13 protein-coding genes are annotated in these 16189 nt (G+C 42.4%); 1 reads left to right on the top strand and 12 read right to left on the bottom strand.

From position 1 onward, the window contains the following. Positions 1-28: 28 nt before the first annotated feature. The 3 genes from BXY41_RS21785 to BXY41_RS21775 all read right to left on the bottom strand — a co-directional run bounded on the left by BXY41_RS21785 (position 29) and on the right by BXY41_RS21775 (position 3847). On the bottom strand, positions 29-1165 hold the full coding sequence (locus BXY41_RS21785; RefSeq protein ID WP_104438991.1) for a glycerate kinase family protein: 1137 nt from the start codon (positions 1163-1165) through the stop codon (positions 29-31). A gap of 35 nt (positions 1166-1200) precedes the next feature. Next, on the bottom strand, positions 1201-2592 hold the full coding sequence (locus BXY41_RS21780) for a GntP family permease (protein WP_104438990.1): 1392 nt from the start codon (positions 2590-2592) through the stop codon (positions 1201-1203). 130 nt (positions 2593-2722) lie between these two features. Then, positions 2723-3847, bottom strand: a complete 1125-nt coding sequence (locus BXY41_RS21775) for a CdaR family transcriptional regulator (protein ID WP_104438989.1) — start codon at positions 3845-3847, stop codon at positions 2723-2725. Positions 3848-4021: 174 nt separating this feature from the next. On the opposite strand from BXY41_RS21775, the gene BXY41_RS21770 reads away from it, so the two are divergent. Further along, the gene (locus BXY41_RS21770; RefSeq protein WP_104438988.1) at positions 4022-4411 is read left to right on the top strand and encodes a DUF6483 family protein; all 390 of its coding nucleotides are present in this window, start codon (positions 4022-4024) and stop codon (positions 4409-4411) included. 70 nt (positions 4412-4481) lie between these two features. On the opposite strand, the gene BXY41_RS21765 is transcribed toward BXY41_RS21770, so the two are convergent. The 9 genes from BXY41_RS21765 to BXY41_RS21725 form a co-directional block, all read right to left on the bottom strand. Beyond that, on the bottom strand, positions 4482-4685 hold the full coding sequence (locus BXY41_RS21765) for a DUF1858 domain-containing protein (RefSeq protein WP_104438987.1): 204 nt from the start codon (positions 4683-4685) through the stop codon (positions 4482-4484). After that, on the bottom strand, positions 4686-7103 hold the full coding sequence (lon, locus tag BXY41_RS21760) for an endopeptidase La (RefSeq protein ID WP_104438986.1): 2418 nt from the start codon (positions 7101-7103) through the stop codon (positions 4686-4688). It lies immediately after the preceding gene. Positions 7104-7211: 108 nt separating this feature from the next. Next, a complete protein-coding gene (locus BXY41_RS21755; protein ID WP_104438985.1) occupies positions 7212-7775 on the bottom strand; it encodes a TetR/AcrR family transcriptional regulator in 564 nt (187 codons plus the stop codon). A gap of 45 nt (positions 7776-7820) precedes the next feature. Further along, positions 7821-8702 carry a helix-turn-helix transcriptional regulator gene (locus BXY41_RS21750; RefSeq protein WP_104438984.1) on the bottom strand — a complete coding sequence of 294 codons (882 nt, stop codon included), beginning with the start codon at positions 8700-8702 and terminating at the stop codon, positions 7821-7823. A gap of 2 nt (positions 8703-8704) precedes the next feature. Then, the gene (locus BXY41_RS21745) at positions 8705-9634 is read right to left on the bottom strand and encodes an alpha/beta hydrolase (protein WP_341457874.1); all 930 of its coding nucleotides are present in this window, start codon (positions 9632-9634) and stop codon (positions 8705-8707) included. Then, positions 9606-10976 (bottom strand): MFS transporter, encoded by a 1371-nt coding sequence (locus tag BXY41_RS21740; protein WP_104438983.1) that lies wholly within the window; start codon positions 10974-10976, stop codon positions 9606-9608. The genes BXY41_RS21745 and BXY41_RS21740 overlap by 29 nt, the downstream gene beginning before the upstream one ends. A gap of 142 nt (positions 10977-11118) precedes the next feature. Further along, a complete protein-coding gene (locus tag BXY41_RS21735; protein ID WP_341457873.1) occupies positions 11119-12783 on the bottom strand; it encodes a glycoside hydrolase family 43 protein in 1665 nt (554 codons plus the stop codon). Continuing rightward, positions 12780-14804 (bottom strand): beta-galactosidase, encoded by a 2025-nt coding sequence (locus tag BXY41_RS21730; RefSeq protein WP_104438982.1) that lies wholly within the window; start codon positions 14802-14804, stop codon positions 12780-12782. The genes BXY41_RS21735 and BXY41_RS21730 overlap by 4 nt, the downstream gene beginning before the upstream one ends. Next, positions 14804-16189, bottom strand: a complete 1386-nt coding sequence (locus BXY41_RS21725; protein ID WP_104438981.1) for an MFS transporter — start codon at positions 16187-16189, stop codon at positions 14804-14806. The genes BXY41_RS21730 and BXY41_RS21725 overlap by 1 nt, the downstream gene beginning before the upstream one ends.

Raw genomic sequence — 16189 nt, 5'->3', positions numbered from 1 at the left:
GGTTGATCCTTGTCATGTACGTTTTTCTTTACAATTCCATTCCAAGTGCAATCAGCCGGAACATACGAATTGCTCCCTGATAATATAAATCTTCTGCCCGGTTAAATGCCTCATTCAGATCCATAACTCCGTTTACCGTTGTCATGATAGAACGGATTCCATAATCATAGATTTTCTCTGCCCCAGGTCCCATGGATCCGGTCAGGGCCACAGCAGGAATCCCTCTCCGTCTGCATCTTTCTCCAATCCCCTGCATCACCTTGCCAAAGCAGGACTGCCAGTCTGCCCGCCCCTCTCCTGTCACTACAAGGGAAACGCCATGGAGTCGGGAGTCAAAATCAATTAAATCCAGAACCGTTTCAATACCGGATTTTAGTTGTCCCCCTAAAAATATGCAAAGTGCAGCGCCAAGCCCGCCAGCGGCACCTGAGCCTGGAATTTCATCCGGATTGATTCCAAATTTCTGTATGATTATATTTCTGTAGTTTATCATGCCATTTTCAAGCTGGTCTAAAACAGGTGGAGTTCCTCCTTTTTGCTTCCCAAAGGTATAGGCAGCTCCATCAGGACCGCACAGTGGATTGTTTACATCACACATAACAGTAAGCCTCACCTGGTTAAGTCTGGAATCCAGACCGGAAGTATCAATGGAAGATACCCTGATTAAATCTTCACCCGTTCCATTTAGTTCCTCTCCGCCAGCATCCAGGAACCGGACACCCAGTGCTCTCATACATCCCATTCCGCCATCATTTGTTGCTGATCCTCCTATGGCAATGGAGATGTCTGTAAACCCTCTTTCTAACGCATCTTTTATTATTTCACCTGTACCAAAACTGGTGGTGGTTCTGGGATCTCTCTGGCTTTCTGGTATCAGAGTCAGACCGGAGGCTGCCGCCATCTCGATAATGGCCCGGTTCTTATCCAGGCTGCCATAATAGGTGTGAACTGTCTCTAAAAGAGGACCATGTACAGTCACCGGCACCCTTTCTCCCCTGGCAGCAGAGATTACCGCGTCTGCAGTCCCTTCTCCTCCGTCAGCAACAGGAATTCCTTCCCACTCACAAAGTCCAAATACTTCATTAGCAGCCTTACCTAGCAGCTCAATGGTCTGTGCGCTGGTAAGGGTTCCTTTCAAAGAATCGGATGCAAATAATAGTTTCATATCAGGTCTCTCCTTTCCCCCTTTCTGTCTGATTCCTAATGAAGAATCAATGACAGAATAAAGATTTCCAGTATTCCTGCTATTCCAAGTACCAGAGTTGCCATAGTCTGAGTCTTATATCCTTTTTCCGGGGTCATTGCTCCAAAGTTTGTCACAACCCAGAAATAGGAGTCATTGGCATGAGAAACAGTCATTGCACCGGCACCGATTGCCATACATGCAAGAGCAACTCTGACTGGACTCTCCAGCCCCAGCATAGGGAGTAAGGGTGCCACTATTCCAGCTGTTGTGGTTAAGGATACCGTTGAGGAACCTTGTGCACTCTTTAAAATAGCTGCCAGAAGAAATGGGAAGAATATTCCCATGGTGCTTAACACAGAAGCGTGATCCTTAATGTAATTAACCATGTCAGTGGATGAAATCACTTTACCCAAAACTCCTCCTGCAGCTGTGACAAAAAGAATTGGTCCCACTGTTTTTAATGTTTCATTGGTGATTTCATAAAAATCACTCATTTTTCCTGCACCCTTGAGCTGAATCACACTAAAAAGTGTACCGACTGCCAAAGCAATGATGGGCGTTCCCAAAAATTTAATCATATCTCCGCCAAGTCCTGTCATACCTGCCATGGATGCCGCGGAAGAAAGAGCCATCAGAAGAATAGGCACCAAAATCGGGGCCAGAGCATTGATACCGCTGGGAAGTTTTCCAAACTCTGCTACCAGCTCTTCATAGGTCTTTCCAATCTCTCCCATATCTGCCTCATCTTCTGATCTTACCTTTTTGCCTATGTATCTGGCATAGAAGTAACCAGCAATCAGAGGGAAAACAGAACACAAAGCGCCCATTCCCATTACAAGAAGCAGATTTTCACCAATTCCCAGGGTAGACGCTGCTGCAATGGGTCCTGGTGTGGGCGGAATAAATACATGGGAAATATATAATCCGGAGGAAAGCCCAACCGTCATTGCCACAGAGGATGCTGCCGTCCTGTTAACCAGTGCTTTTCTGATTGGATTTAAAATTACAAACCCCGAATCACAGAAAACTGGAATAGATACCACCCAGCCCATCATTTCAATTGCCAGTACAGGATTGTTTTTTCCCACCAGCTTTATCACCATATCTGCAAGCTTCAGTGCAGCCCCTGTTTTTTCCAGAACGGTTCCAATTAAAGCACCCAGAATAATTACGATACCGATGCTTGAAAAAGTGCCGGAAAATCCTGCTCCGATGACTGATGCCAGTCCGCTTACTTTTGTTCCATCTCCCAATGTTTTGTCTGCCAGCGGTATTCCTGCTACAAGGCCTAACAGCAAAGAGATGGTCATAATTGCGATAAACGGATGAATTTTAAATTTGGAAATAGCCATAATCATCAGAATAATCGCCAGGATAAATACAAAGATTAACGGTAAACCTGTCATAAAATGACCCCCTTCATAATGAAATTAATCATGCAGCTAACTTCTTATGACAATGGTATCATCATAATAAATGTAAAACCACTGCTGTGAATCTCAATATCACGGTGATTTTTGTATTGTCAATACAAAACTAATGTTCTTTTGTTAAAAAAGAATAAAAATTTTCCAGAAAAAAGCGGTCTTTTGCTGATTCAATGGGGTTTATATTAAAATAATCTTTGATCTTGCCATAGCGGTATAAAAGCGTATTTTTATGAACAAAGAGTTCTTTTGAAGCTGTCACCAGATTATAATTGGATTTTATCAGCGCACCCGCAATTTCAATCAAAGATTGTTTCAAATCTTCATTCATTTCCTTTTCATAAGTCTGAAACATCCACTGAAGTTCATTAAAGGGAACAACGGAACGTACATAATTTCCCGTGAAATCATAAAAAAATGCTGCCGTCGTATTCCCTGCTTTTTCCTCCAGCCATACACAATGACTGTAAGCGTAATAATACTGAGTGAAATTTTCCTGAAAGGAACCAATATAAAATCTACATTGCTTCTCCTGCTGGCGCAGCCATTTTAATACGGTACTGAGATAATCACCAATCAGATATTTATAATCAGCAAACAGCTTGGCGTTATCTGTTTTCATGGTTTTAAATATCAGAACATGAGTATCATTTAAAACTGCACTGATATCCTCTCTTCCATGACGGGGACCATGTTTTAACATGTCCAGAATTAATTCCGCTTTTACCTCTTCTGTTTTGCATAAAATGGGAATCCGGACTATGTTTTCAGAGTAATTAAGCTGATGCGCCATACTCCGCAGTTCTCCCGGATCGGGATGCTCCACATGGATCAGCAAATTGGTAAAGTGTTCTTTTTTATCTCTTCTCCGCCGGATTTCCTCCTGCTGTTTTTCATATTTTAACATCGCCTCAATTGCCATTTTCGTAATCAATGCTACCGGCTTTATTTCAGCAGGTTCTCCGGTTAACCCAACCACACCCTCCCGCCTTCCATCGATGTTGATTACCATGTTAATTCCGGGTCTGACACCGGGATAATCTTCCTCTCCTGATGTGACCACCATGTCTTCTTTCCCTGTCACAATATAATAGGCGACCTCATGAAACGTTCCCACCCGGCTTTCATCCCGGCTTGCAATAATAATTCCCTGATCATTCATGATATTGATATTATACTGGGTATACTGGGTTACCTGTTCAATAAATTTCCTTGCCAGATCTGTTTCAATCATATCTTACCTCCTGAACTTCTCTTATGCATGTCTATAACAGCTTAACATACTTTTCCATGTGTAACAATCATGGGTATGTACTTAAATTCTTTACTTTTTGATTCCGTTATGATACAGTAATTCTTGCCTGAAATTTTTAAAAATAGGAATTCAGAATCAGAATAGGAGAATATTATGCTGACAGATGATTACGCTACACGGATCAATAATGGAATGGTTAGTACACTGTTAAAACTGATTTTTAACATAGAGCTGGGAAAAAATGACGACAGGGCTTTTAAAAGCCGGGAAATGGAAGAGAAATTTGAAGAACTGAAGAAACTGATTGAAGAAGGATCCATTAATGATGCCGAGAATACTCTTTTGGAAGAACTGGATTCTGAGGATATGGAATATTTAAAACTGGCTCTGATGTTCTATTACACCTTAAATGACAAAGACGGGGATTTTTTAGATAAAAACGATTTTTCCAAATCTGAGATATCTGACGGACTTCGCTATGTATCAGGAATCTACGGATATGAGAGTATGGCGGAAGCAATGCTTGGTGACAGTGACATCTGATTATTATGAAAAGTCCCCCATTCTGCTTATTTTTTACTGATGCAGAATGGGGGACTTTCTAAAATATCATTTATTTGGACATATGTCCGTTTAATTTTTCTACCAGTTCTTCAACCGGAACTCCGTGTACCATGCAGGCTTCTTCCAGACTTTCCATCGTTGAGGAAGGGCAGCCAAGACAATGCATTCCCATTTCAAAAAAGTATGGTGCTGTGGTGCGGTCTGCTTCTAAGATTTCTCCGATTAATGTTTCCTTTGTCACTGTAAGATTCATTTAAATTACCTCTCTTCTCATATTATTTTTCATAGGCTCGATGGTTTCAAACAACCGGCCTGCCCCTTCTTTTGGCAGAAGTACCTGCTCCATCCGCGGCAACGCGATTCCTATGGTTTCTCTTATTACATCTTCTATGGTCTCCACCGCAATGATGGTAAGCCCTTCTTTTGTCTCTTCCGGTACATCCTTTAAATCAACCACATTATCCTGAGGAATCAGAACCTTCTTAATTCCTGCTCTCTGTGCACCCAGAAGTTTTTCTTTCAGTCCGCCGATTGGTAATACGGCTCCTCTTAACGTAATCTCACCAGTCATTGCAAGTCTGGAATCTATCTTAGCACCTGTGACTAAGGAAGCCAGCGCGGTAAAGAGTGCAATTCCGGCGGAAGGGCCATCTTTTGGTACAGCTCCTGACGGTACATGAATATGAAGATCTCTCTCTTTAAAATTAAAGGTATTAAGAGGCAGTCTGGATTTTAAAAGGCTTAAGGAAATTCTGGCAGATTCCTTCATCACATCACCCAGCTTTCCGGTTAATATAATGTTGCCGTTGCCCGGCATATCAGCCGCCTCAATAAATAAGATCTCTCCCCCTACCGGTGTCCATGCCAGTCCGGTCACCACACCAGGCGGGTTGTCCAGCTGGGCTTTCTCATGGCGGGAGACTTTTCTTCCAAGAAGGTCTTCTAAATCTGCCGGCTTCACTACCACTGGTATCTCGGTCTTCTTTGAAACTATTTTCTCTGCGGCAGTTCTGGCAAGGGATGACAGCTGCTTTTTCAGGCCTCTGACCCCGGCTTCCATGGTGTAATCATTGATAACCGCTTTCAGTACTTCATCTGCAATCACAAGCTCGTTTACAGTTAATCCGTGTTCTTTTAATACTTCTGGAACCAGATGATCTTTTCCGATATGAAACTTTTCATCTGCTGTATAGCTTGTGATGTTTATGATCTCCATTCTGTCAAGCAGAGGACCGGGTATGGTCTCTAAGGAGTTTGCCGTTGCGATGAAAAATACATCGGACAAATCATAGGGAACATCCAGATAATGATCCGTAAAGGTATTGTTCTGCTCCGGGTCAAGTACTTCAAGGAGTGCGCTGGCAGGATCTCCGCTGTATCCACCTGACATCAGCTTATCCACTTCATCCAGTACCATAACCGGGTTGGTGGCGCCAGCCTTTTTCATGCTCTGAATGATTCTTCCAGGCATAGCTCCCACATAGGTTCTCCGGTGCCCTCTGATTTCAGATTCATCCCTGACGCCGCCCAGACTTAACCGTGTATAAGGTCTGTCAAGAGCTTCGGCAATGCTTTTTCCAAGACTGGTCTTTCCTGTTCCCGGAGGTCCCACCAGCAAGAGGATGGAGCCTTTCTTTTCTTTGTTCAGTTCCATAACCGCCAGATGCTGTATGATTCTGTCCTTCACTTTATCAAGACCGTAATGTCTCTCATTAAGAATCTTCCTTGCTCCGTCTAAATCAACGGATTTGGCGGGCTGTTTTTTCCATGGCAGCTTTACCAGCAAATCCAGATAATTGCGCATTACCTTGTAGTCGGGCTGGTTTGGTCCCTGCTCTTCCATCTTTTCATATTCTTCCAGAGCAGATTCCTTGATATCCTGGGGCATGCCAGCTTCTTCAATCTTGGAACGGTAATCATTCTCTTTCTTGCCATCCCCTTCTTTTCCTTCATTTAATTCTTCCTGAATGGCTTTTAACTGTTCTCTTAAAACTGCTTCCCGATAATTTTTATTGGCTCTTTCAGAAAATTTTTCCGTTACCTGCATCTGCAGCTCAATCATTTCCTTCTGCTTCAGCATATGATCCATGAAACGAAGGCTTCTTTCCTTTAAGGACTGGATTTCTAACAGCTGGTAGCGTTCCTCGGAAGAGATCTGTATAAACTGGGATAAATACATCATGAGCGCATTGATATCCTGGAAACTGTTTACGATACGCTGATACTGTTCCCCGCCTGTAAATTTACCGCTGATCTCATTGCTGACTTTTTTAATATATCCCAGCATTTCCTTAAGGCTTGCCTCGTCTAAATCTGCCAGATCCGGCGCTTCCTCAAATGCAGCGTATAAAACACCTTTATCTTCACTGATCTGGTTCACCATGATTCTGCTGCCCAGTTCCACGGAAAGGCGGAACCCCTTTTCCGTCTGTTCCACTGAGTTTATGGAAAAGGTAACACCAATGCGGTGAAAATCATCTTCTGACTTCTCTTCTGAGCCTGCATTCTGTTTCAGCGGCAATGCAATCTTTACGATCTCCTCTTCTTCAAGACTCATGATCTGTCTTTCATTTAAATGTTCCAAATGTATTATTGTCGCGACACCAGGCAATAAAACTTTATTAAAAACCGGAACAATTATGCCGAGATTATTATCATTATAATTTTTCATAGTTTTATCCTTTCTGTGCGTATTTTAAGTGAATGTTCATTTAACAATCAGATTTTTAATGGCGAGATATCTCTTACTGTCTCAATAAAAGAATCCCGCTTATAAATGTTACATCATAATTGCGTCTTGTATCATGATAATCAGCTCTGTGAGTAAATCTTCTTTCTGAGCTGCATCCTTCCGGTTATCAACCGCAATGGCTTTCACCGGCTGGAAAATAATTGCAAGTAAATTATCTTCCCTGTAATCTCTTAAGATATGGTTCTGCTTCATCTCTGCCATCATATGATAGATTTTGCAGATGCCCTGTTTTCCAGAACAGCTGTTGGCTAAAGATGGACAGTTGGAAAACTGTTCCACAAAACTGAAAATTTCCTTATTCTCCAGAATGTAGTTATAATAGCTTCGGATCAGTAGCTCAATCTGTCTGCGCCCTTCTAACTCCTGTTTCATGCTGTCTAATAAGTAGTCGTAAATCTCTTCTGAATATTCCAGGTAAATGTCATGCAGCATCACATCCTTATTCTCATAATAGATGTAAACCGTTGCCGGCGAAACCCCTGCCAATCTGGCTATTTTAGAGACAGAAGTGCCGTGAAAGCCCTCCTGCAGGATCAGCTTTATTACTGCTTCCTTGATATTCCTCACCTTTTCGTCGTCTTTTCTTCTCATTTCATCACCTCTATAGGTTTATAATAAATGATCATTCACTTATTGTCAATCATTTTTTTTACGATTATAATCAGCAGAATTTTTTTTCCTGTACTGGAGCGGTGTAATCTGATATATTTTCTTAAATGACTCAATCAGACGTCTTTCATCTGAGAACCCATTATTAAGTGCGATCTCCAGAATACTGTGATCCGTACCAATAAGTTCATTCCTTGCTTTAAGGATTCTGTAATTTATCAGATATTGCTTAAAATTAACTCCTGTATTTCTCTTAAAAAAGCGGGAAAAATACTCTTTTGAAAAATAGAACCGCTTTGCAGTATCTGACTGAGTAATTGGCTCCATATAATGACGTTCCACATGCTGAATGATTCCCTTTAAACGTTCATTATTCTTTTGCTGATTGATGTTCATAACAAAATCCTTCATTTGGTATCCATCCTGGCACAGATAATAAAACAGTTCCAGAATCAGCCCCTTTATCAGAAGCCTCTCTTCATGATTGCAGCAGCATTTTGCTTTTTCAGACAGGGTAACCATGATGCGTCTCACCTCTATGCGGTTGAGTGTATCAGATACCACAAAATAATGACAATCCAGATCAGGAAAACATTCCAATACGAAGTCCCTGGATATAATGAGGACCACTGCAATCATTCCCCTGTTTTGACAGGCAGTATGATCCGGAATAATACTGTGAATGCTTTCAGAATTTACAACCACCAGATCTCCCGGAGCCGCATGAATGCAGTTTCCATCTATATAATGGTCGCTTTTCCCCTGAAAAATATAAGCCATTTCCAGCTCCGTATGCCAGTGGTTTAATAAGTTTTCTTCGCAAATCAACGGCCCTTCCAGATTTATAATCTGGAAGGGATTGTTTATTTCGTATTCAAACATCTGATGCTTTGCGATTGGTTCACTCATTTTTACTCATTATCCTTTTTTATAAATTCATTAAAAAAGAAGCATTCTTCATCGTTGCATATACGGGCATCCACTGATTTTATATCACAGTGAAAAACATGACCAAGGCGGTTTTTGTCACTGCCAAAAAGGCGATAGATAAACGGAACATTACATTCTGTCAGCTTTTCAGCCATAATGGGCGCCTGATGTTTCAAAAAATCTCCCACTGATGTCATAAGAAACACAGGAGGAAAATCTGCTGTTACATATTTTTCCACACTTATCATCTCAAGCTCCGCCGGAGTCCCCCCCAGGGGAAGATATTCCCCGATCAGGGACTGCGTATTATCCCCACTCTCTTTGTCATATTCCATATGAAATGCACCGCAGTTTAACGCGATCGCCTCCGGTGCAAAACCGTCTGGTGTGTGAAACGGATATTGACCGGCATAATCAGGATTGGTGCAAATCGCCGAATATAGTCCCAGAATATGAGCTCCTGCAGAATCTCCTACTGCAAAAATATGCTCTTTGTTAAAGCCATAGGCATCGGCATTCTCTATAACCCATGAAAATACCTGATTGGTATCTTCTATGGAAGCCGGAAATTTGTTTTCCGGCGCCAGCCGATAAGTAAAATTTACCACTGCAAAGCCTCGCCTTGCCAGATCCATACAATAAAACTGATAGACAGCCTTATCCCCATAGACCCAGCCTCCGCCGTGTATACTTACAATGACAGGAAGCTTCTTTCCATCTGACTCTTTCGGCCGGTACACATCAAGAATCTGCCAGTCTGTGTCAGTTCCGTACAGAATGTCATCGTATCTTTGAATGGACTCCGGCGTTGTTAAACCCGCATCACGTTTTCGGTCTCCTTCCCGAAACATCTTACGTATTAAATCACTTGATTCTGACATTTTATTCACCAGCTTTTCTATTATTTTCACGCTTTTCCTCAAGATCCCTTTGTATCTCGACAATGTAGCGGTCTATATTCATCATAACGCAAAGTATCAGACAAATGCCGGAAATAATCGCACCATTATAGCCAAATCCAAAACGGATCATATTCACTGCTGAAGGGGATTGAACAGCTGCGGTCCCAACATAACCTCCAATTGCCATAATCCATGTACAGACAGCAGATCCAACGCCAATTCCAACCTTCATGCCAAAGGAAGTACAGCTGTTGACAAGTCCTTCTGAACGTATTCCAGTCTTCCATTCTCCATAATCAACTACATCTGCCGTCATCGCGAAAAGACCAGACATAATAGGTCCCATACCAAAGCCTTTCACTGCCACACCGATCAAAACAACCGTTACATTGGAAGCTGCCGCTCCTATTATTAAATAGCCTATGATCATCAGGACAGCACCTGATATCATCAGTTTCCATTTTCCATAAAGCTTAACTAATTTGGGCATAATGAGATTTACAATCATCGCCGGAATCGTAGCTGCCATACTGATCAGTGTAATCATCCCTATATTTCCAAGTACAATGTTGCAAAAATAAAATGTAGTTGATCCAGTACTGACTATTGCAATATATAAAAAGAGGAAGAGTAAAGTCTGAATATAAAAATATCTGTTCTTCAACAGAGCTGGAAGGGCTAAATGAAGGGGTACTCTCTCCACTTTTACCAGCCCGGTTTCTGCGTCTTCATCTAAGTGCTCTTTTACTCCCCAAAAGCAGATAAGGAGTAAAACCATGGTTATAATACCATAAACGAAAGATAAAGCAAACCATCCGACAGTAGCAAGTAATCCTGCCGTTACCGCATTAATTATGAGAGTGGTAATCTGTGTCATCACAAAGCGTATGGAGGCTGCAGAAGCACGATCATTGACATTCAGTGTCATACGGGACAGCAGTGCATTATACGGCAGATTATTTGCTGTATACACAAAGCAGCTCTGAAATATGTATGTGAGATAGATATATACCAGTTTTCCTCTGCTGCTTAATTCACCAGGTACATGAAACAACAAAACAAGGGCCAAAGCCATGAAGGGCGCAGTCCAGAGCAGCCAGGGTCTAGCCTTCCCCCATCTGGTACTGGTTCTGTCCACTATGACTCCCATGAAAATATCTGTTATTCCATCAAAAATACGCGTCAACAGCATCATGGTTCCGATCGCTGCAGCCGCGATGCCAACCGTATCTGTATAGTATGCAGTTAAAAAGGTGGAGCACATTGCAACAGCTACATTGGCACCGCAGTCACCCAGACCATAAGAAACCTTCTCTTTCATAGTTAACTGCTGTGATACCTTCTTTTCCATAAGCACCTCCCATATCCTCATGATTTTTCCGTTTTTTATCCGGTATCATCTGAGTATAGCAGGTAAATTGGGGATATTCTTTCTGTTTTTTGACCTGTTTTATCCAGTTTTTACAATTTAACAGTCTGACATACGAAAAATCTTAATCGACCGCTCTGTCCTCATCTGCACAATATTCAAAAAAGTCAAAATCTGCATAATGACTGTGCTTTACTCTGTCTGCACAGGTTAACCCAACCATAGTACCGGTAAATTCTCCGTACTTACAGTATTCATCGGAAAATCTGGTGGTATCAAAGACCCTGCCGATCTTCTGATAATTCACTCCGTCATAACACCAGGAGAAATAAGACTGCCGGCCTTCTATTGTAATCCTCAAATAGATAGGATCATCACTTACCGGTATCCTGGTATTTAGAAATTCGGTCTTCTCTCCGTTCTCCAGATGGATAATGGAAAGCGCACTTTGTCCCAGAGTCTCACTGTAATATTTTCTTAAATTAATATAATTCATATTGTCATAATATAAGATCAGTCCGGCACTGTGCTGATGAACTTCCGGTATAAATTCCATCTTTGTAGTCACCGTTGCATAGACAGAGGTCAGCTTCCTCGCCAGAATGCTCACCTGATTTAAGGAAGTCCGTGATTCCTGACCGCGAATCCGCACATAACCCGGACGGGCTTTTAAATCGGCAAAACGCTGGGGCATGATTCTGGGTGCGTAATACTGCAGCCCCAGTTCCTCTTCATTAAAATCATCAAAATCAGGGATTTGCTTCAACGGCACTTCAGGCAGGTTACTTGCTTCAACCAGAACTTCCGCTAAATCCCCCCCATTTGCCATACGCAGCCAATGATCGTCAGTCCATATCATTTTCTGAATGGCCGTTTCTCTTCCAAGAGTGCAGCGCAGTTCTGGTACAAAAGGCCGGGCACATAAATGCACCAGATAGGTTTCCCCTTTCTGGGTATCCACCACACTGCCATGACCGGATTTCTGAAGGATGGAATCAGTATTATAATATCCTGGCTTTAAATGATCCGGATCGTGGCGCTCATTGGACTCACCCGGAACAGAGGTTACGATGGGATTCATTGGGTCCGCTGCATATGGCCCCCAGATTTCTTTGGATCTTCCCATGGTTACACAATGATTATAGCCAGTCCCTCCTTCTGCACACATGATGTAATAATATTCTCCCCGTTTGTATAAATGGGGTGCTTCAATGCAGCCCCGATCCGTTCCGCCGTTCCAGATGCGTTTGGGATAACCGATAATTTCTTTTTTTTCGGGATCGTATTCCACCATACAGATTGCACCAGGCTTTTCATAGCCTTCCCTGGTCTCCCATTCCAGAGATACAATATACTTTTTGCCGTTATCATGAAGGATTGAGGCATCGAATCCGGAAGAATGAAGATATACTGGTTCACTCCAGGGTCCCTTGATATCGGTTGCTGTAATCAGATAATTGTTTACATCAAAATATCTTGCGTTCATGGAATTCATGACTCCGTAGATCACATAAAACAGATCTTCCTCTTCACAGTATGTGAGGCATGGAGCCCAGATACCTTTTGCAGATGGAAGCTTTTTTAAATCAACTGTTTCATCGTCTGTCAGAACATGGGTGTACAACTCCCAGTTTTTTAAATCTTTTGAATGGTATATGGGGATTCCGGGAAACCATTCAAAGGTTGATACTGCCAGATAATAATCATCCCCTTTTCTGCAAATGCATGGGTCGGGATTAAAGCCCGGCAGAATGGGGTTTTTTATCATTTTATCCTGTCCGATCATCATTCTTCCTCCAAAATGACAGCATCCCAGTCTTTCAGGGGTATCCTGTCTCCTTTCTTATAACTTTTTCCGTCTAATTTATTATTCACCCGTTCATAGGGGCAGGAAATGGTGGTTTCTTCATCCGAATAGTGAAGGACATAGTGAATTTTTTTATGGTCCCGATTCACTCCGCTTCGGATGATCACCGGAAAGCATACATCCGGTATGAAATCAGAAAGGCCTGCATCTTTTACAGCCATTTTTAATATTTCTTTTACAATGTCTTTATCTGTATAACAGCCGATGTAATAAGTGCTGCCCTTTTCGTAGTCTGCCTGAGTAATTCCCCCATACTTTCCCCAATATTTATGATCATAGGACGCCAGCACCCTGGCTCCGTCTGTATAAAGGAGTTCTGCAAAGTACCGAACCGGCCTGCCTTTGATTTTCGCAGTTCCCGGCTCCGTAAACTGGTTGTAGTGAATTTTGAAACATTCATGAAGCAGATGAGGCTGTGTGTCCGGATAAACGCTTAAATATTCATTGGAAACAAAGGATTTAAAGGTGCTGACCAATACTCCTCCGTTGGAAACAAATTCTTTTAACTGCTTGCATTTATCTTCTGTAATGCTATACAGAGCAGGTGTCACAATCATCTGGTATTTAAAAGGATCCAGACCGTTGACATCCACTACATCACATTCCATATTTAACTCATAGAGACTGTCATACATCCATCTCACCACATCATTATAGCTTAGATCCCGGTCTATGGGGAACCACTCCAGTGCTTGAAGGGACTGATTGTCAACTACCAGCGCAATCTGATTGTCTTTTTTCAGATTCAGAAGACTATTTCCCATCTTTTTCCACTGGTTTCCGATCTCACAAGCCTCTTCGTATGGAGGATTGACTGCAAGATCATGGCTTAACAGCCCTTTCCAGTAGGTCTCATATCCATTGTGAATGGAATGCCAGTTCCAGTACATAATTCCGTCTGCTCCGCTTGCCAGATGGCTGTAAGCATGAAGCTTTAACTGTCCCGGATAAGGCGTCCAGTACTTAAACGCCTGAGCCTGACATTCCAGTACCAGATAATTTCTTCCTTTTAAAGAGCGTATGGAATCTCCGCCAAAAGCGATCTCTGCTCCGGTCAGCTGATCCTGGGTGTGATGATAGATATCAGTACCGGCAATTGTTACCGCAGCTGCAGCTTCATAATGATTGATATCTGGCTGGACACCATAGGAATATCCATCCTGAGCAATATCTGCTCCGAATTTCTTCCACTGGAAATCAAAATTGTGGGTAATAAACTGATCTTCTCTTTTATATTCTTTTACTATTTCTGACTGCCATAAGAGAAATCCAGCTGCAAGACTTCTCTTAAAACGTTCAAATTCACAGGATAAACCAGCATTGATACAGCCATTCATATCGGGAAAATCATTCCAGTCATGGATGGAATTACTCCAATAGGCAAGGCCAAAGGTTTCATTCAACCGGTCAGTTGTAACAAATTTCTGCTGCAGATGTTCCACAAACAGCTTTTGAACCAATTCTGATGAGGTACCATAATGCTTCGTTTCATTGTCTATCTGAAAGCCTGTGACACATGGGTGACCTGCGGTATGTTCCAGAAGTCTGCGAATCACCCGTTCTCCATAAAAGCGGTAGGAAGGATTCATAATATCCATCGCCTGTCTTCGCCCATAAACAGCCTGGCCCGCTTTCGTCTTTACCATGATGTTCTTATCTTTTTTCTCCAGCCAGCTTGGAATGGCGTAAGTAGGCGTACCGATAATTACCTCCATTCCCTTCTTTTCGGCAGCTTTAAGAACCCGGTCAATATAGCTGAAATCATAAATTCCATCGGAAGGTTCCAGAGTACTCCAGGTGGATTCCGCAATCCGGACCACATTCATCCCCGCCTCACACATCATGGACAAGTCTGTCTCCACCCTGTCATAAGGCATATATTCCGGGTAATATGCAGTCCCAAACAAAAGAGTTTTTCTTTGATATCCAGTGTTATCTTTCATCAGTTCTCCAATCTGTGTTTTCCTGCTGATAAATCTGAAACTATTTTATCATATTTTTTATCAAGATCAAATAACAAGAGGCAGACAACCCCGATTCCCATGGTAAGAGCCGGAATCCAGATAAACGCCCAGTCGATTGCTGCTAAGGATGCCCCACTCTGCACTGCCTGTTCTGCATGGAACCCGCCTGCTGCCAGTACCCAGCCAAGTGCTGCTGTTCCAATACCGGAGCCAACTTTCATGCAGAAGGAAGATGCCGCATTTCCCATTCCAGCCGTACCATATCCGTTATACCATTCCCCGTATGTAATGGCATCCTGCAAAAGCCCGAACATACACGCTCCCGATAAACCGAAGCCGATTCCCTTGATTACTGACATGGCACTGATAAAGGTTATGTTATAAGACATTCCTGTTAAAGCGAATCCCAGGGTTGCAACCGTAAGACCTGTAAGCATCAGCTGCTTCTTTGTAAACTTCTTCATTAGAAACGGTGTTATGAATAAGGTTATGATCTGGGACATGGACAGGAAGTTGGATACAGGTGTAAAATAGTTGGCATCTCCCAGACGGTACTGCGCAAAATAAACCGCAGATCCAAAGAAACAGGACATCATAAAATACAGTGAAAAGATTGCTATTACCAGCAAAATCCAGTATTTGTTCACCAGCAGTCCTTTTATCCCCCTGACAAAGGTTACTTTTTCTTCCTGAATTCCTTCTGATTTTTCATCCACTACACGCTCTTTGCATACAGCAAATGTAAAGAGGTTGATTACAATAAACAGGATCATTAAAATAATCATGGTAACCGTCCATCCTCTCTGGCTGTACTTATCCCCACCGCCAAAGTATCCGGTCATTTTTAAAACAACTGTATTAATGGTCATCGTTCCTGCTGTGGCCAGAAGATTGCGGAAATTCCCAAGAAGTCCTCTTTCATACTGGTTGGTTGTCATCAGGCCGTGCATGGTTGCATATGGAATATTGATTCCGGTATAGAAAATGGTGGAAACCAGATTATATGTCAGGAACATGTATACCAGCTGCGCCTTTCCCTCCAGACTTTGAGGTACGGTAAACATGAGAACTGTGCAGACTGCAAGCGGCACACAGAGTCTGGCAATCCATGGCCGTGCTTTACCCCATTTACTGTGGGTATGGTCTACAATGTAGCCCATGACTAAATCCGAAATTCCATCCAAAAATTTCGATACTGCTATAATCCCAGCCGCTGCCGCTGCACTCGCCCCTACCACATTGGTATAATAAACCAGCAGGAATGCGCTGATTGCAGAATAAACCAGATTTCCGGCGTAATCTCCCATACCATATCCAAAACGCTCCACAAAAGAAAGCGATCCGTTAGCTTTTGTCTGTTTCAT

The sequence above is a fragment of the Lacrimispora xylanisolvens genome, from assembly GCF_002934545.1.
In the GTDB taxonomy this organism is placed as follows: domain Bacteria; phylum Bacillota; class Clostridia; order Lachnospirales; family Lachnospiraceae; genus Lacrimispora; species Lacrimispora xylanisolvens.
This window is presented reverse-complemented; position numbering and strand designations above follow the sequence as displayed.